At 66.5% G+C, this 16,495-nt stretch carries 18 protein-coding genes; 13 read left to right on the top strand and 5 right to left on the bottom strand.

Features of this window, described 5'->3' with window-relative positions:
* Positions 1 to 112 precede the first annotated feature (112 nt).
* The gene (locus tag WB461_RS05660) at positions 113 to 1,021 is read right to left on the bottom strand and encodes an endonuclease domain-containing protein (protein ID WP_423851748.1); all 909 of its coding nucleotides are present in this window, start codon (positions 1,019 to 1,021) and stop codon (positions 113 to 115) included.
* 180 nt (positions 1,022 to 1,201) lie between these two features.
* A complete protein-coding gene (locus WB461_RS05655) occupies positions 1,202 to 2,356 on the bottom strand; it encodes a mechanosensitive ion channel family protein (protein WP_423851747.1) in 1,155 nt (384 codons plus the stop codon).
* Between the two features lie 9 nt (positions 2,357 to 2,365).
* Between WB461_RS05655 and dapA the strand changes: the two genes are divergently transcribed.
* The 11 genes from dapA (at position 2,366) to WB461_RS05600 (ending at position 12,651) form a co-directional block, all read left to right on the top strand.
* The gene (gene dapA, locus WB461_RS05650; protein WP_423851746.1) at positions 2,366 to 3,445 is read left to right on the top strand and encodes a 4-hydroxy-tetrahydrodipicolinate synthase; all 1,080 of its coding nucleotides are present in this window, start codon (positions 2,366 to 2,368) and stop codon (positions 3,443 to 3,445) included.
* 12 nt (positions 3,446 to 3,457) lie between these two features.
* Complete coding sequence (locus WB461_RS05645) at positions 3,458 to 5,137, top strand: ribonuclease J (protein WP_423851745.1); 1,680 nt, start codon at positions 3,458 to 3,460, stop codon at positions 5,135 to 5,137.
* 268 nt (positions 5,138 to 5,405) lie between these two features.
* Positions 5,406 to 6,131: a sirohydrochlorin chelatase gene (locus WB461_RS05640; RefSeq protein WP_423851744.1), complete on the top strand. Its 726-nt coding sequence runs from the start codon at positions 5,406 to 5,408 to the stop codon at positions 6,129 to 6,131.
* Positions 6,132 to 6,223: 92 nt separating this feature from the next.
* Positions 6,224 to 8,683 (top strand): DNA translocase FtsK 4TM domain-containing protein, encoded by a 2,460-nt coding sequence (locus WB461_RS05635; RefSeq protein ID WP_423851743.1) that lies wholly within the window; start codon positions 6,224 to 6,226, stop codon positions 8,681 to 8,683.
* 2 nt (positions 8,684 to 8,685) lie between these two features.
* Positions 8,686 to 9,123, top strand: coding sequence for a hypothetical protein (locus WB461_RS05630; protein WP_423851742.1), 438 nt, complete (start codon positions 8,686 to 8,688; stop codon positions 9,121 to 9,123).
* A gap of 31 nt (positions 9,124 to 9,154) precedes the next feature.
* Complete coding sequence (gene pgsA, locus WB461_RS05625; RefSeq protein ID WP_423851741.1) at positions 9,155 to 9,778, top strand: CDP-diacylglycerol--glycerol-3-phosphate 3-phosphatidyltransferase; 624 nt, start codon at positions 9,155 to 9,157, stop codon at positions 9,776 to 9,778.
* Positions 9,775 to 10,263 carry a CinA family protein gene (locus tag WB461_RS05620; RefSeq protein ID WP_423851740.1) on the top strand — a complete coding sequence of 163 codons (489 nt, stop codon included), beginning with the start codon at positions 9,775 to 9,777 and terminating at the stop codon, positions 10,261 to 10,263. Before pgsA ends, WB461_RS05620 begins: the two co-directional genes overlap by 4 nt.
* 33 nt (positions 10,264 to 10,296) lie before the next feature.
* A complete protein-coding gene (locus WB461_RS05615; RefSeq protein WP_423851739.1) occupies positions 10,297 to 10,599 on the top strand; it encodes a helix-turn-helix domain-containing protein in 303 nt (100 codons plus the stop codon).
* A gap of 2 nt (positions 10,600 to 10,601) precedes the next feature.
* The gene (locus tag WB461_RS05610) at positions 10,602 to 10,796 is read left to right on the top strand and encodes a DUF3046 domain-containing protein (RefSeq protein WP_423851738.1); all 195 of its coding nucleotides are present in this window, start codon (positions 10,602 to 10,604) and stop codon (positions 10,794 to 10,796) included.
* Positions 10,797 to 11,018: 222 nt separating this feature from the next.
* Complete coding sequence (gene recA / locus WB461_RS05605) at positions 11,019 to 12,095, top strand: recombinase RecA (RefSeq protein WP_423851737.1); 1,077 nt, start codon at positions 11,019 to 11,021, stop codon at positions 12,093 to 12,095.
* 37 nt (positions 12,096 to 12,132) lie between these two features.
* Entirely contained in the window at positions 12,133 to 12,651 is a 519-nt protein-coding gene (locus WB461_RS05600; protein ID WP_423851736.1) for a regulatory protein RecX, read from the top strand.
* Between the two features lie 61 nt (positions 12,652 to 12,712).
* Here the strand turns inward: WB461_RS05600 and WB461_RS05595 are convergent, their stop codons facing one another.
* Complete coding sequence (locus WB461_RS05595; protein ID WP_423851735.1) at positions 12,713 to 13,261, bottom strand: PadR family transcriptional regulator; 549 nt, start codon at positions 13,259 to 13,261, stop codon at positions 12,713 to 12,715.
* Between the two features lie 51 nt (positions 13,262 to 13,312).
* Here WB461_RS05595 and WB461_RS05590 point away from each other — a divergent pair, with 51 nt between their 5' ends.
* Positions 13,313 to 14,398 carry a WD40/YVTN/BNR-like repeat-containing protein gene (locus WB461_RS05590; RefSeq protein ID WP_423851734.1) on the top strand — a complete coding sequence of 362 codons (1,086 nt, stop codon included), beginning with the start codon at positions 13,313 to 13,315 and terminating at the stop codon, positions 14,396 to 14,398.
* A 46-nt stretch (positions 14,399 to 14,444) separates the two neighbouring features.
* Positions 14,445 to 14,903, top strand: a complete 459-nt coding sequence (locus tag WB461_RS05585; RefSeq protein WP_423851733.1) for a hotdog fold domain-containing protein — start codon at positions 14,445 to 14,447, stop codon at positions 14,901 to 14,903.
* A 60-nt stretch (positions 14,904 to 14,963) separates the two neighbouring features.
* On the opposite strand, the gene WB461_RS05580 is transcribed toward WB461_RS05585, so the two are convergent.
* Positions 14,964 to 15,785 carry an amino acid ABC transporter permease gene (locus WB461_RS05580; RefSeq protein WP_423851732.1) on the bottom strand — a complete coding sequence of 274 codons (822 nt, stop codon included), beginning with the start codon at positions 15,783 to 15,785 and terminating at the stop codon, positions 14,964 to 14,966.
* Positions 15,785 to 16,429 (bottom strand): amino acid ABC transporter permease, encoded by a 645-nt coding sequence (locus WB461_RS05575; protein ID WP_423851731.1) that lies wholly within the window; start codon positions 16,427 to 16,429, stop codon positions 15,785 to 15,787. Before WB461_RS05575 ends, WB461_RS05580 begins: the two co-directional genes overlap by 1 nt.
* Positions 16,430 to 16,495 lie beyond the last annotated feature (66 nt).

Raw genomic sequence — 16,495 nt, 5'->3', positions numbered from 1 at the left:
GCCGCAAATCGTGCGAGTCTGCACCGCACCCGGTGCCATGTGTGCATGTCTGCCCCACCTTGCCTTCTCGACTGGGGCGAAATCGCACAATATTTGGCACCCAGATCACCAATCACTCGAACAACGCACACCACTCCGCGTCGAAACGCGGAAGCGGCGCCCAACCCTGTCGCGCGGCGAGCGTCCCGCAGATGCGCGACACGATCTCGCGCGGTCGCCTGAGCTGCGCCGCGGTCACGACGACGAACACCCAGCCGAGTCGCTCCATCCGCTCCCGTCTTCTGATGTCGTGCTCGCGCTGCGCCAGGCTCAGGCCGTGCTGTCTGCCGTCGTACTCGATCGCGATTCTCCACCGGCTCCACGACAGGTCGAGTCGGGCAAGGACGCCGTTCTCGTCGCCGAACGACCGGTTGCAGTCCAGGGGTGGAAGGCCGGCGAGCTCGAGCATGACCCGGACATACGTCTCCCGGGGTGACTCCGAGCCGCGTCGGGCCAGGTGCATCGCGCGGCGCGCCTTGCGCACCCCGGCGCCGTGGTGGTGGTGCAGGAAATGATCGAGCCGACCGGGGGTGACGAGGCGCTGGGCGTACATCGCGTCAGCGGCGATCACCAGATCCACCAGGTTCAGCCGCGTGGCCGCCGTCGACAGGCAGAGCTCGGGAGACAGCACCCGCCACCCGTCAACGGAGCGGTTGCTCATCCGGGCGAGTCGATGCATCGTGATGCCGCGGATGCGAATCGGCTCGGGGTCGAGCGTGGACAGCTGCGGAGTCAGGTCCGTGCCCACGTCAATCCCGTACAGCAGCAGTCCGCTGTGATGGCTCGCGGCACAGCCGCCGGGTGCCGCCAGCAGGGCCGCCTGCACGAGGAGGCGGGGGGTGATCGTTAGGTCGGCCGCGGCATACACCCCCGCAAAGATGATCTGGAACCGCCGCCCTTGAATCACCCGCCTGGAGTGCCCGTGTCGCTGGGCGTACTCGAGGGTGAACGGTCGGTCGGCGGGCAGTGGCGGTGGCAACATGGATCCAGCCAAAACCCGGCGTCGCACCAAGCGACAGGCCCGTCGTACCGGGTGTGGACAGCCCGACCCTGCGCAACCTGTGCGCGTCTGCACCGCCGCGGCCTCGCATGCGGAGCGGATTCGCACCATTTCCTGCTCACCCAGGGCAGACGCGCACAATTTGTGACTCGGGGGGAGGTGTCAGGGGTCGGGGAGAGGTTCGTCGATCTGGGGCATCTGACCCGTGATGCGGGCCGCCCGCTCCTCACCCTGCTCGTCTCCGCTGAACAGACCCGTCGCCTCGGTGGTGCTGCGCGTGGCAGGCACCCTATCGACCGACTCCACGCGGAAGCGGGGAAGGCCGCCCTCGTTCTTGGCCTGCAACCACTCCACCATCCGCTCGCGAACGAAGCACCGCAGGTCGAACAGCGTCGGGGCGTCCTTCGCGGTCACCAGCACGCGGATCCGCACCCAGCCGTTGACTGCATCGGTCACCTGGAGGACGTTGACCCGACCGTCCCACAGGTCGGTGGTCGGCAGGATTCGCTCGAGCTCGGTGCGCATTCCATCTGGATTGACTCGCCAGTCGACGTCCATCTCGACCGAGCCGAGCAGCTCGGACGTCTTGCGAGTCCAGTTCTGAAACGGTGTCGTGGTGAAGTAGGTGGCCGGCAGAACCATGTTGCGGTCGTCCCACAGCCGGACGACGACATAGCTCAGCGTGATTTCGTCGATCCAGCCCCACTCGTCCTCGACGATGACGGCGTCGCCGTACCGGATCGAACCGCTGAACGCGATCTGCAGGCCCGCGAACAGGTTGCTGAGGGTCGACTGCGCGGCGACCGCGGCGACGACGGAAAACACTCCGGCCGAGGCCAGGATGCTTGCGCCGACCGCTCCGACGCCGGGGAAGCTCAGCAGCACCGCCCCAGCGGCCAGCACGACGATGACGACCAGGGTCAGCCTGCGGATGACACCGGCCTGCGTACGGGCCCGCCGGGCGGCGAGATTGTCGGCCACGTCGATTCGGTACCGGCGCAGTCCCAGATCCTCCAGCGACAGCACGATCGCCGCCACGAGCCACGCGACCGAGACGATGATCAGCACGCGGATGCCAAGCGTGACCCACTGACCGTCGCTGCCGGACCACGGGGCGCTGGAGCGAACTGCCACGGTGAGCGCGACGACCGTCACCAGGATTCGGAACGGGATTCGCGCGGTCCTGCCGAGGTGACGCGCGACCGGTGAGCGGCCCGACAGCACGTGGATGGTCAGGTGCGTGGCGAGGATGACGGCCAGGGCGATCCCGAGCGCAATCGCGGCCGCCAAGGCAAAGCTGCTCCAGGAGTCGTTCATACGTCCATCGTGGCGCGGATCTGGTCAGCCACAACCTCTGGGGACGAGCTGGGGGTCCTGTACGAGGAGGTCGCCGCCGCCGCGAGGTCGGGGTGCCGTGTCGATGTCGTGGCTGGCCTTGCTCAAGCGCCCGTCCTGCCGGTCGTCGCCGAGGTCATCGCAAGCGGTAGCCTCGGAGGTATGACGTCGCCGCTCGCCACCGAGGCCGCGCCCTTCGGGCGGGTGCTGACCGCCATGGTCACGCCGTTCACCCGCGAGGGTGAGCTCGATCTGGACGGCGTCCAGAAGGTTGCGACGTATCTGGTCGACCAGGGCAGCGACGGACTCGTGGTCAGTGGCACGACCGGCGAGTCGCCCACCACCACGGTCGACGAGGACGGTCGCGCGCTGCGCGCCGTTCTGGAGGCCGTGGGGGACCGAGCCACGGTCGTGGCGGGGGTCGGCACCAACGACACCCGACATTCGGTCGAGCTGGCCGAGCAGGCCAAGAAGGCAGGCGCCCACGGTCTGCTGCTCGTGACGCCCTACTACAGCAAACCTCCGCAGTCCGGCATTCTGGCGCACATCGAGGAAGTCGCTCGGGCTGGCGACGACACGCCTGTGATGCTCTACGACATCCCCGGTCGCACCGGCGTGCAGATCGCTCTGGAGACGTACGTCGCGCTGACCGACAATCCGTTGATCATCGCGATGAAGGATGCCGTCGGAGATTTCAACCGCGGTGCCTGGCTGATGCACGAGACGGGCATCAGGATCTACTCCGGTGATGACCCGGTCAACCTGCCGTGGCTCGCGATGGGCGCCAGCGGCATCGTGAGCGTCGTCTCCCACGTAGCAGCCCGCCGCTACGCTGACATGATTGCGGCCGTCGACGCTGGTGATTTGCCCACTGCACGATTGATCAACGACCAACTACTTCCCGCCGTCCAGGCGATGATGACCCACACGCAGGGTGTGATCACCTCCAAGGCTGCTCTGCAGCTGCTCGGAGTCCTTGAGCACCGCACCACGCGTGCTCCACTCCCCGAAGCCACCGACGAGGAAGTCGCGATCGTTCGCGACGGCCTGGTGGCATCGGGCCTTCTCTGAAAGCCAGGCCACATGAGCCATATGCACCTCGAGCTCGATCCGCCCCCCGCACTTCCCGAGGGCGCACTGCGCGTCATCCCGCTCGGAGGACTCGGCGAGATCGGCCGCAACATGACGGTCTTCGAGTACGACGGCAAGCTGTTGATCGTCGACTGCGGCGTGCTGTTCCCCGAGGAAACCCAACCCGGCGTCGACTTGATCCTGCCGGACTTCGGTCCGATCCGTGATCGACTCAAGGATGTCGTCGGCATCGTTCTGACGCACGGGCACGAGGACCACATCGGTGGAGTGCCGTACCTGCTCCGCGAGCGTGGCGACATCCCGATCATCGGGTCGAGGCTGACGCTGGCCTTCGTCGAGCCCAAGCTCAAGGAGCACCGACTCAAGGACGCGCCGAAGTACACCGTCGCCGAAGGTGAGGTCGAGACCTTCGGGCCGTTCGAGCTGGAGTTCATCGCGGTCAATCATTCGATTCCCGACGCGCTCGCCGTGGCGATCAAGACGCCGGCCGGGGTCGCGTTGCACACCGGTGACTTCAAGATGGACCAGCTGCCGCTCGACGGCCGCATCACCGACCTGCGGGCGTTCGCGCGTCTGGGCGAGGAGGGTGTGGACCTGTTCCTGACCGACTCGACCAACGCCGAGGTCCCGGGCTTCACAACCTCCGAGCGCAACATCACCCCGGCGATCGACGCGGTGTTCGCGAGCAGTCAGAAGCGCATCATCGTGGCGTCGTTCGCATCGCACATCTACCGCGTCCAGCAGGTCATCGACGCGGCGCACAAGCATGGCCGCAAGGTCGCATACGTCGGACGCTCGATGGTCCGCAACATGCAGATCGCGCGTGAGCTCGGCTATCTGCACGTCCCCGACGGCGTCGTGGTGGACAAGATCGACGCCGCGCCGGCCAACAAGATGGTGCTGATGTCGACCGGTTCGCAGGGCGAGCCGATGGCCGCGTTGTCGCGCATGGCCAACAACAGTCACCAGCAGGTCAGCCTCGAGCCCGGTGACACCGTCCTGCTCGCGTCGTCCCTGATCCCCGGCAACGAGAATGCGATCTACCGCGTCATCGACGGTCTGACCAAGCTCGGCGCCAATGTCGTCCACAAGGGCAACGCCCTGGTGCACGTCTCTGGTCACGCATCGGCCGGCGAGCTGCTCTACTGCTACAACATCGTCAAGCCGACCAACGTCCTGCCGGTCCACGGCGAGATCCGGCACCTGCACGCCAACGCCAAGCTCGCGACCGCGACCGGTGTCCCCAACGTGCTGCTCGCCGAGGACGGCTACGTCATCGACCTCGTCGACGGCCATGCCTCGATCACGGGTGCCGTCGACTGCGGCTACGTCTACGTCGACGGCTCGTCGGTAGGTGACCTGACCGATTCGGAGCTCAAGGACCGTCGCGTGCTGAGCGAAGAGGGCTTCATCTCCGTCGTCCTGGTTGTCGACTCCACCAACGGCAAGGTCGTGACAGGTCCGGAGATCCACGCCCGCGGCATCGCCGAGGACGACTCGGCATTCGACGAGATCCTGCCCAAGATCGTCACCGCGATCGAGGAGGCGATGGCCGAGGGCAACCACGACTCGCGCCAGCTCCAGCAGGTCGTGCGACGGGTTCTGGGATCGTACGTCGGACGACGCCTGCGTCGCCGGCCGATGATCCTCCCGGTCGTCATCGAGGCCTGATCGACCAGATGTAATCAAACCCATCCCGTGCGTTAACCGGCGCGAAACAGCGGCCGATGACGCTTGACGTGCTGGTGGGGGAGAACCCGTCGCCGATCGGGAGGTGGGGCATGAGCATCGTCGCCATCACTGGATCGGGTCGGGACTCGCCACCGGACCCAAGCCTGGGCGGCTCCGTGGTTCACGCAACGGCGGAGACGGCCGGGCCCCTTGCAGGACCAACCGCGGCCATCTCGGGCTCCTCGGTCGGCGGCGGTCGGGGCCGAAGGTGAAACGTACGTTGATCCTCTGGGGGCATGGGGTGCAGAGCGGCCACGGCCGAGGCGCGTTCGCGGGGCTGGTCACCGCGGTGCGTCGCGCGGCGCCGGACCTCGAGGTCATCGACGCGTTCGTCGATGACCAGAAACCCTCGATGTCAGAGCTGATGGGGCAGACCCGGGGACCGCGGATCCTGGTGCCGTTTGTTCTGGCGCACGACCGATCGGTCACCGTCGACATCAGTCAGCTGGCGCGCCGTGAGCCTTCGGTCGTGGTCACTGCGCCACTGGGCCCGGACTGGGCACTTGCCGAGGTTGGAGTGCAGCGCATGATCGAGGCCGGTGGGCGATCGGACGACACCATCGTGCTGGCGGCCGACGTCGCGACGGACGACCGCACCGTCGCCGACATAGGGAAGGCTGCGAGGCTGCTGAGCGCCGTCTGGGGTGGCCGCGTGCACGTCGGGACACTCGGTGGGCCGGACACGCAGCTCGCGGACGCCATCGACATCGCCAGGGCGTACGGGCGTCGGGTGGTGATCTCGACGTACTTGATGGCACCCGGCTCGGTGCACGACGACATCGCCAGGGCTGGCGCTGACGTCGTGACAGCGCCGATGCTGAAACGGGGGCGACCTGAGCATCGCATCGTGGAACTGGTGCTGGACCGGGTCCGTACCTGCGACGCCGGCCGGCCGGCCGGAGTGGATCCGGGACCCGGCTTTGCCCATCGCTGAGAGAACCGACGGGTTCATGGCCCCACCGACTCGTGACGGGCCACGCGGCACAGGTCCACGCAAACCTTCGACCCGTGCTTTAGCCTTTGTGCATGGCGACCCGAACGTCTTCCCCGCCGCGCAAGCGGCCGTCCGGCAGCCAGGCCCGCAAGAAGCCAGCCGCGAAACGCAAGCCCCAGGCGCGAAAGCCTGCCGCTCGCAAGCCCGTGGCCCGGCGAAGTGGACCTGGTCCGATTGCTGCTGTCTTCACGGCGCTGCTGCGCGCGTCGACAGCCATGTGGCTCGGCATCGCCGGGCTGACTGGCGCAATCGTGCGCAGCATCGGTCACAGCGCGAAGGACCTCGACCCCGCTCAGCGACGCGATGGTGTCGGCTTCGGAGTCCTCGGTCTGGGCATCATCGTGGCGGCGTCGGTCTGGTGGGACCTGCCTGGCGTCGTTGGCATCGTGATCCGGAAGATCTGTGCTGGCAGCGTGGGGATCCTCGCGTGGGCGGTACCGATCCTGCTGGTCGTCGTCGCGTGGCGCACCTTGCGCCATCCCGACCGCAACGGGCCGGCCGGTCGTCAGGCGATCGGGTGGGCTGCGATCAGCGGTGGCATCCTCGGCCTCGTGCACGTGGCTCACGGCGTGCCCCGTCCGGGTGACCCTGAACCCGACGCGATGCGAGAAGCCGGTGGCGCCATCGGCTTTCTGTTCTCAGCCGTTCTGATCGATCTGCTCAAGAGCGCCTACGTGGTGGTGCCACTGCTGATCCTGGTCGTCGTGTTCGGGCTGCTCGTGGTCACCAACACGCCTGTGTATGCCGTCCCGGCCCGCCTGCGCGAGCTTCGCGACCGTGCCCTGGGGCGCACCCAGGCCGAGATCCCCTCAGTCGAGCCTGCCAAGCGCAAGCATCCGCGCACCGCGGTCGACACCGACGAAGCGCCCTTCGACAACCCCTTGGTGGACGGCCCGGACGAAGACCGCCAGGTCCCTGCCCGAGTGTTCGACGACGTCGAGGGCGACGACGAGGACACCGTCTCGACCGAGCGCCCGCCGATGGAACCGATCCCGGCCCGCGCCGAGCAGCTCGCCCTGTCGGGCGACATCGTGTACTCGCTGCCTGACAGCACGATGCTTCGCGAAGGTTCGCCGCACAAGGCTCGCTCGAAGGCGTCCGACGAGGTCGTGGAGCGACTCACCGAAGTGCTCGAGCAGTTCCAGATCGACGCGACCGTGACGGGCTACACCCGCGGCCCGACGGTCACCCGGTACGAGGTCGAGCTCGGCCCCGCGGTCAAGGTCGAGAAGGTCACGGCGCTGTCGAAGAACATCTCGTACGCCGTGGCCTCCAACGAGGTCCGGATCCTGTCGCCGATCCCGGGCAAGTCCGCGATCGGCGTCGAGATCCCCAACATCGACAAGGAGATGGTGTCGCTTGGCGATGTCCTCCGCTCGGCCAAGGCTCGCAGCGACCACCACCCCATGGTCATCGGGCTGGGCAAGGACGTCGAGGGCGGCTACGTCGTCGCCAACCTGGCCAAGATGCCCCACCTGCTGGTCGCCGGCGCGACCGGCTCGGGCAAGTCTTCCTTCGTCAACTCGATGATCGCCTCGCTGCTCATGCGGTCGACACCCGAGGAGGTCCGGATGATCCTGGTCGACCCCAAGCGGGTCGAGCTGACGGCGTACGAAGGCGTACCGCACCTGATCACGCCGATCATCACCAATCCCAAGAAGGCCGCTGAGGCGCTGCAGTGGGTCGTGCGCGAGATGGACATGCGTTACGACGACCTCGCCAACTTCGGTTACCGGCACATCGACGACTTCAACAAGGCTGTCAACGCCGGCAAGGTGCGTCTCCCGGCCGGCAGCGAGCGCGTGCTGGCTCCCTACCCGTACCTGCTGGTGGTCGTGGACGAGCTCGCCGACCTGATGATGGTTGCTCCCCGCGACGTCGAGGACTCCATCGTTCGTATCACCCAGCTTGCACGAGCAGCCGGTATCCACCTCGTGCTGGCCACCCAGAGGCCTTCCGTTGATGTCGTCACAGGCCTGATCAAGGCAAACGTCCCGAGTCGGCTTGCCTTCGCGACGTCCTCGGTCACCGATAGTCGGGTGATCCTTGACCAGCCTGGAGCCGAGAAGCTCGTCGGCCAGGGTGATGGGTTGTTCCTGCCGATGGGCGCCAACAAGTCGATGCGCATGCAGGGTGCATGGATCACCGAGGCGGAGATCCACACGATCGTGGAGCACTGCAAGACGCAGCTGCAGCCGGTCTATCGCGAGGACGTGACGGCCCCAGCCGCTGCCAAGCGCGAGATCGACGACGACATCGGCGACGACATGGACCTGGTGCTGCAAGCGATCGAGCTGTGCGTCACGACGCAGTTCGGGTCGACCTCGATGCTGCAACGCAAGCTGCGGGTTGGCTTCGCCAAGGCTGGCCGGCTGATGGACATCCTCGAGAGCCGAGGCATCGTGGGCCCGAGCGAGGGGTCCAAGGCGCGTGACGTGCTGGTCAAGGCCGATGACCTCGAGCAGGTCCTCGCCAGCATTCAGAACGGTTAGACATGACCGAACCCTTCGAGATTCGTCGTCGCACGGGCCTGTACCTGGTGCTCGCTCTGCTGTGCTTCGCCCTCGCAGCCGGCTTCGGCTGGTTCGCGTACGACCGTTCCGACCTTGTGCTGTGCGGTCCGCTCGCGATCCTGCTGCTGCTCGGTCTCAACCTGCTGCGCGGCCTGCGGGACGCGCGAACACCACTGTTCGTGGCCGACGGGCACGGAGTACGCATGCTGGCCCGTGAGGGGTGGGTCGGGCTGCTCTGGAGCGAGATGGGCGAGATCCGAGTCGAACGCCGCATCGGTGTCCGATTCGATCCACGGGTCAAGGTGGTGAGCAGCGACGGCACCAAGTTCTACACCGCGCCGTTGGGCCTTGCGACAAATGTCTCACCCGGCGAGGCCGAGGTTCAGTTGGCGCGGCACCGCTCGGCTGCCGCATACTGAGACGTTGGTTTCCCGCCACCGAGAGGGTGACATGACAACGGCAGAAGCGCCGAGCAATTTCAACATCGCCAACGCCCTGACCGTGCTTCGCATTCTCGGAGTGCCGGTCTTCGGGTGGCTGCTGCTGACCGAGGACGGTCAGTCCGTTGGCTACCGCATCGCCGCGTGGGCCACGTTCGGTCTGCTCATGATCACCGACAAGATCGATGGCGATCTTGCGCGCAAGCACAACCTGGTCACCAACTTCGGCAAGCTGGCCGACCCCATCGCGGACAAGGCGCTGACCGGGATGGCATTCGTCGGCATCGCGATCATCCACCCCATCTTCTGGCCCGTGGCAATCATCATCCTGGTGCGCGAGTGGGGGATCACCCTGATGCGCTTCGTGGTCAAGAAGCACGGCGTCATGCCCGCCAGCCAGGGCGGCAAGCTCAAGACGACGTTGCAGGCCGTGGCCATCGCGGGCTACCTGCTGCCGTTCGACCTGTGGAACAACGCACCGAGCGACTGGAAGGACACCCCCAGCGACATCATGATCTGGGTGACCAACGTCCTGATGGCCGCGGCGCTGCTTGTCACGCTCGGCACCGCCGTCCAGTACGTCCGGGACGCCATCGAGCTTCGGCGCGCGTCCAAGGCCGCGCCCCAGTCGTGATCACCGCGGTCGACGCCGTCGAGGCGCTCCGCTCCGCCCGTGCGACCGTCGCGACCGCCGAGTCGTTGACCGGGGGCCTGCTCTGCGCGGCTCTCGTGGGAGTCGCGGGGGCGTCCGACGTCGTCCGCGGAGGGATCGTGGCGTACGCACCGGACAGCAAGACCGATCTGCTCGGAGTCGGCGCGGAGCTGATCGCCGAGCGGGGCACGGTCGATGCGGACGTGGCGGCTGCGATGGCCACCGGCTCGCGAGAGCGATTCGGTGCGACGTACGGACTGGCGACGACGGGGGTCGCCGGCCCGGATCCGAGCGAGGGCAAGCCGGTGGGCGCCGTCTACATCGCCATTGCCGGCCCGGGAGGCGTCGACACTCGGCTGCTCCACCTGTCCGGGAACCGGGAGACGATCCGCGCTGAGACGGTCGCCGCGCTGTTGTCATGGCTGGTCGCTAGGCTGGGGGAAGAATCTCGACCAGATCGAGGTTGACACTGACATGGCAGGCCAGGACGGAGGCACCCGATGACCGCGATGCGACAGCTCGTCGGCGAGGTGCTTCGCGCCCGCCGGATGTCCCAGGGGCTCACGCTGCGCGATGTCTCCAGCAAGGCGCGGGTCAGTCTCGGCTACATCTCCGAGGTCGAGCGAGGGCAGAAGGAGGCCAGCTCCGAGCTGCTCGCCGCACTGGCCGCGGCGCTCGACGTGCCGCTGTCCAAGGTTCTGCTCGACGTCAGCTCGCTGCTCGAGGTCGAAGAGGCCGCCGAGGCCCAGATCGCCAGCATCTCGTCGATCGCGCCCGGTGGCGTGTCGGTGTCGGCCGCCTGACGTTGAGGCACAGCGAGTTCTGGGTTCGGATGGAACGGCAGTTCGGTCGCGGCTACGCGCGGGTCTGGGCAGACAGCCACGTCATGCGCGAGCTGAACGGGCGCACGGCGTCTGAGGCGCTCGATGCCGGGGAGCAGCCCAAGACCGTCTGGCGTGCCGTGCACGCCAATCTCGGTCTTCCCGCAGCTGAACGGTGACCTGGTCCGCGTCCCGTGCGGGGTGCGCGTGGCGATCCAGCAATGCGATCACAGCACTCGGCGTGTCGCGCGGCATCGAACAGACGTTCGGGTAATCTCGTGCACAGGTTGGACGTGCGAAGGACAACATCCACAGACGGGTCGATGAGGCCCGCATATGTCTGAGGGTCCTTCTACCGTCGTCGATGACCCGCCGCCCACGAACAGAAACGGAAGCCCACCATGGCACAGCCCAACAGTTCCCTCGCCACCGCCAAGGACAAGGACAAGTCCCTCGAGAACGCGATGGCCCAGATCGACCGCGCCCACGGCAAGGGCGCCGTCATGCGACTGGGCGACCAGGCCCGTGCTCCGATCGAGGTCATCCCCACCGGTGCCACGGCCTTGGACGTCGCCCTTGGCATTGGTGGGCTGCCCCGCGGCCGGGTCGTGGAGATCTACGGACCGGAGTCCTCCGGCAAGACGACGGTTGCCCTGCACGCGGTGGCCAATGCCCAGAAGGCCGGCGGGGTCGCTGCCTTCATCGACGCCGAGCACGCGCTCGACCCGGACTACGCCCGCAAGCTCGGTGTCGACACCGACGCCCTGCTGATCTCGCAGCCCGACAGTGGTGAGCAGGCGCTGGAGATCGCCGACATGCTGATCCGCTCGGGTGCGCTCGACATCATCGTGATCGACTCCGTGGCCGCGCTCGTACCGCGCGCTGAGATCGACGGCGAGATGGGTGACAGCCACGTGGGTCTGCAGGCCCGACTGATGAGCCAGGCCCTGCGCAAGATGACAGGTGCGATCAACGGCTCCGGCACGACCGCGATCTTCATCAACCAGCTGCGAGAGAAGATCGGCGTCATGTTCGGCTCGCCCGAGACGACCACCGGTGGCAAGGCGCTCAAGTTCTATGCCTCGGTCCGCCTCGACGTCCGGCGCATCGAGACGCTCAAGGACGGCACCGACATGGTCGGCAACCGCACTCGAGTCAAGGTCGTCAAGAACAAGCTCGCCCCGCCGTTCAAGCAGGCCGAGTTCGACATCATGTACGGCCTGGGCATCAGCCGTGAGGGCAGCCTGATCGACGTGGGTGTCGAGGCTGGCCTGGTCCGCAAGGCCGGTGCTTGGTACACGTACGACGGTGACCAGCTCGGCCAGGGCAAGGAGAAGTCGCGTCAGTTCCTCAAGGACAATCCGGAGCTGGCCGACGAGCTCGAGAAGCGCATCTTCGAACACATGGGCATTGGGGCGCAGGTCGACAAGCCCGCCCTTGAGGTCGTCGAGGTGCCACCGGGCGACATCGAATTCTGATCAGTCCCGACCGGGCCTGAGAAGCGGAGGTGGCAGCGTGCCCGCCAAAGACGTCGAGGGGATGACTCCGACCGAGGTCGCGAGCTTCGCCAAGGAGATCGTGGTGCGCAAGCTCAGTGAGCGGGCGCACAGCCGGAGCGATCTCGCTCAGGCGATGGTGAAGAAGCGGGTGCCTGAGGGGGTTGTCGAGGCGACCCTCGACAAGTTCGAGGCCGCTGGACTGATCAATGATGAGGAGTTCGCGCGGTCGTGGGTGCAGTCCCGCCAGCGGGGCAAGGGGCTGTCACCCCGCGCGCTGGCAATGGAGCTGCGCCGCAAGGGCGTCGACGACGAGATCTCCAGGGAGGTTCTTGCCGAGCTCGATCCGGACGCGGAGGCCGCGGCTGCCCACCGTCTGGTCCAGTCGCGGCTGCGGTCGCTGTCGAGGTTCGACGACACCACGAAGATGCGTCGACTGACCAGCATGCTGGCTCGCAAGGGTTACTCCTCTCAGATGTGCTTCGAGGTCGTCCGTCAGGAGCTGGGCGCCGAAAAGCAGGCGCTCGACAGTCTTTGACCGACACAGGCGGTCCAACCCCAAGGTCTGCTGCAGCGCCACGTGTGAGCTGGTCGAGCGGTCAGAGCTTCTTGCGCAGCTTGTCGACGATCTCGACCTCGGCGTCGTAGTAGGCCAGTCCCCACTCAGCGACGTGGGCCGGATAAGCCACAGCTGGATCATCGCCAAGCATCTCGCGTACCGACTCGAGCTCACTTCGACGCTTCGCGAGCGCACTGGTGTACCCATCCAGCATCGCCTCGATCTCGCCCGGGCCCATCAGGGCGCCCATCAGTAGCCGTAGCGCGATGGGGTGCTTGAGAATCGGAAACTCGTGCTCGGAGGTGTGCAGCCAGGTCTCGAGCGACGTTCGGCCCTCGGCGGTGATGACGAATCGACGCGTCGTGCGCTTGCCAGCGGTATCGTCCACGGCGTCGATCAGCCCGTGACGCCTCAGCTTGTCCAGCTCGGTGTAGATCTGGCTCATCGCGGGGGAGACCCAGTAGAACCTCAGGGTGAGATCGGCCCGCTGCTTGAGCTCGTAGCCAGTCATGCCCTGCTGGGATGACACGCCATCGAAGACCAGAAGGCCGAGCAGTGCGTAGGAGGTCGTTGACAGGGAAGTGGTCACGGACCTAGCGTACTGTTCCAGTTAGGAATAGACCGAGAAACGGAGCTAGCGGTGACCGAGACAGTGCTGTTGGCAGGAACCCGCAAGGGCTTGTTCATTGGTCGCTCCAACGCTGATCGTGCGTCGTGGACCTGGGACCAGCCGCTCTTCCCGATGCAGGAGATCTATTCTGCGGCCATCGATGTCCGGGGTGGTCGGACCCGGCTCCTGGTCGGCGCGACGAGTCCGCACTGGGGGCCGCAGGTGTTTCGCTCCGACGATCTGGGTCGAACTTGGGACGAGACATCCGGCGGTGCGGTCAGATTCCCGCAGGACACCGGTGCCGCCCTCGAGCGGGTGTGGCAGCTGCGCCCGGCACCGGCAGGTCAGGACGGCGTCGTCTACGCCGGCACCGAGCCTTCAGCGCTCTTCCGCTCCACCGATCGCGGCGAGACCTTCGAGCTGGTCCGCAGCCTGTGGGACCATCCGCACCGCCCCACCTGGCATCCCGGTGGCGGCGGACAGGCGATACACACCGTGATCCCGCACCCGGACGATTCGGACGTCCTGACAGTCGCCATGTCGACCGGCGGCGTGTATCGCACCGAGGACGCAGGGGAGACCTGGACGCCGTACAACCGGGGGATCGGTGCAGAGTTCATTCCCGGTGAGACGCCCGAGTACGGCCAGTGCGTGCACAAGGTGGCGATCGACGCCGGCAACGCCGACCGGCTGTACGCACAGAACCATGGGGGAGTCTTTCGGTCCGACGATGCGGGTCGATCGTGGCACTCGATCGATCATGGGCTGCCTGCCGATTTCGGGTTCCCGATCGTCGCGCACCCGCATCGGGCGAACACGATCTTCGTCTTTCCGCTCGTGGCTGACATCGAGCGCTTCCCGCCGTCGGGCAGGCCAGCGGTGTGGCGCTCTGACGATGCCGGCGATACCTGGCGCGAGACCGGCCCGGGGCTCCCGGCAGAAGCGCACACGGCGGTGCTCAGGGATGCGTTCGTCGCGGACGGTGCTGACTCCCTCGGGCTCTACCTGGGATCCCGGCACGGAGCGATCTGGGCCAGCAAAGATGAGGGCCATTCGTGGGCGGAGATCCGGACCAACCTCCCAGACGTGCTGTGCGTGCGCGCCGCTGTGATCTGACAGACACGGAGTTCCGCCTTCGGTTACCAACCGGTAACCTGCAGCCATGTCCTCGACCCTCGCCCTGTACAAGAAGTTCGTCGCGCTGCCGCAGGGCAAGCGCCTCTTCTCGATCGCGTTCAGTCAGAAGGCGCCGTACTTCGCCTCGATCCACCTCGAGGTGCAGGAGATGAGACCCCACCTGGGTCAGGTCAGGATCCCCAAGCGCCGATCGGTCAAGAACCACATCGGCACGATTCACGCGATCGCGGCGTGCAACGGGCTCGAGGCCGCGATGGGACTGCTCGCCGAGGCCACCTGTCCCGACGACATGCGGTGGCTGCCCAAGGGCATGGAGGTCAGCTATCTGGCCAAGTCGACGACCGCGCTGACCTGCACTGCCGAGAGCACCGAGGCGGACTGGGCGGCAGGACCTGAGGTGCCGATCACGGTCAAGGCAATGACCAGCGATGGCACCGTGACGGTTGCGGGCACCATCCACCTGTGGGTCACTCCCAAGCGCTGACCTTCTGGCTCAGGACACAGAGCTCGTTGCCCTCGGGATCACGCGAGGCGACGCGATCATTCAGTCGACGGCCTTGGGGATGTCGGTCTTCTCGCCGACGTAGCGCTTCTGTGCCCACGTCGCCAGCCAGGTCAGCAGCAGGTTGAGAGTGATGTAGATCAGCGCGATCACGAAGGCGGTCTGGATCGTGTTGCGGAACGTGCCGAAGATCTGCTTGCCGGTGTACGTCAGGCCCGGAGCGAGCACGGCATAACCGAGGCTCGTGTCCTTGAGGGCGACGATTGCCTGGCTGATCAGTGACGGCAGCATGATCTTGACTGCCTGGGGGATGAGCACGATCCTCATGACGAGCGACTTGCGCATGCCGATGGCGTAGGCGGCCTCGGACTGCCCCTTCGGCACGGCGTTGATGCCGGCGCGGAAGATCTCGGCGAAAACCGCCCCGTTGTACAGGATCAGGCCGAGGACCAGGGCGAGGAAGGCCTTGGTGCCCGGCTCCGGCCCGATGTAGTACCAGGTCGCGATGATGACCAGCAGCAGTGGCGTCGCACGGAAGAACTCCACCACCAACCAGGCCGGCCAGCGCAGCGCCCGGTGCTCCGACAGCTTGCCGACCCCCAGCAGCATGCCCAGGATCAGTGCGCCGAGGATCGCGAAGACCGCGGCCTGGAGTGTCTTGCTGACGCCCTCGACGAGAATGTTGATGATCTTGGGAGTCACGAAGGGCTCCCAGAGTGCGTAGGCGAACTGGCCCTTGCGCTCGAGCTGGAAGACGATCAGCGCGACGATCGCCAGCAGGCCGATCGCAGAGATGATCGTGTAGAGCCGGTGCCGCTGCCTGGTCTTGGGTCCCGGCGCGTCGAAGAGCACGGAGGCGGCCATCAGGTGATCCTCCAGTGGCGCTCGAGCAGGGCGGCTGCTCCGGAGATCAGCTCGACGATGATGATGTAGCCGAGCGCAATGCCGATGACGATGGGCCACAGGTCCGCCGTGTTGTCGTTGAGCAGGGCCTTCATCGCGGCAGTGCCCTCGGCGATGCCGAAGATCGAGCACAGCGAGGTGTTCTTGGTCAACGCGATCAGCACGCTCGCCAATGGCGGAACGACCGCCCGGAAGGACTGGGGGAGCACGACGTGTCGCATGGTCTGGGTGAATCCCAGACCGACGGAACGGGCAGCCTCCGCCTGCCCCAGCGGGATTGAGTTGACCCCCGAGCGCAGCGCCTCGCACACGAACGTCGAGGTGTACATCGTCAGCGCGAGGATGTTCATCCAGAAGAAGCCGAGCCGGACGTCGAGCTTGGGGAACCCGAAGACGACCAGCAGCAGGAGCACCAACAGTGGGGTGTTGCGGAAGATCGTGACGTAGAACGCCGCCGCACGACCGAGGACCCTGACCGGCCCGACTCGCATTCCGGCCAGGATGGTGCCGAAGATCAGCGAGAAGAATCCGGCGACGACGAACAGCTGGAAGGTCTTCCAGAAGGCGTCGAGCAGCCTGTCGAAGTTGTCTATCAGGACCTGCACGGCGTCACCGTCCTCTCTGTGCTGGCTGGCAGATGGTGCCGGGCCGGGACCGCCGTGAAGCGGTCC

The sequence above is a fragment of the Aeromicrobium sp. genome, from assembly GCF_049587115.1.
Classification (GTDB): domain Bacteria; phylum Actinomycetota; class Actinomycetes; order Propionibacteriales; family Nocardioidaceae; genus Aeromicrobium.
This window is presented reverse-complemented; position numbering and strand designations above follow the sequence as displayed.

What these genes read in the sequence shown, in the direction of transcription:
- WB461_RS05655 (WP_423851747.1), bottom strand. Translation starts at nt 2,356, where the DNA reads ATGAACGACTCCTGGAGCAGCTTTGCCTTGGCGGCCGCGATTGCGCTC.
- WB461_RS05615 (WP_423851739.1), top strand. Translation starts at nt 10,297, where the DNA reads ATGACCGCGATGCGACAGCTCGTCGGCGAGGTGCTTCGCGCCCGCCGG.
- WB461_RS05580 (WP_423851732.1), bottom strand. Translation starts at nt 15,785, where the DNA reads ATGGCCGCCTCCGTGCTCTTCGACGCGCCGGGACCCAAGACCAGGCAG.
- WB461_RS05645 (WP_423851745.1), top strand. Translation starts at nt 3,458, where the DNA reads ATGAGCCATATGCACCTCGAGCTCGATCCGCCCCCCGCACTTCCCGAG.
- recA (WP_423851737.1), top strand. Translation starts at nt 11,019, where the DNA reads ATGGCACAGCCCAACAGTTCCCTCGCCACCGCCAAGGACAAGGACAAG.
- WB461_RS05585 (WP_423851733.1), top strand. Translation starts at nt 14,445, where the DNA reads ATGTCCTCGACCCTCGCCCTGTACAAGAAGTTCGTCGCGCTGCCGCAG.
- WB461_RS05635 (WP_423851743.1), top strand. Translation starts at nt 6,224, where the DNA reads ATGGCGACCCGAACGTCTTCCCCGCCGCGCAAGCGGCCGTCCGGCAGC.
- WB461_RS05630 (WP_423851742.1), top strand. Translation starts at nt 8,686, where the DNA reads ATGACCGAACCCTTCGAGATTCGTCGTCGCACGGGCCTGTACCTGGTG.
- WB461_RS05660 (WP_423851748.1), bottom strand. Translation starts at nt 1,021, where the DNA reads ATGTTGCCACCGCCACTGCCCGCCGACCGACCGTTCACCCTCGAGTAC.
- pgsA (WP_423851741.1), top strand. Translation starts at nt 9,155, where the DNA reads ATGACAACGGCAGAAGCGCCGAGCAATTTCAACATCGCCAACGCCCTG.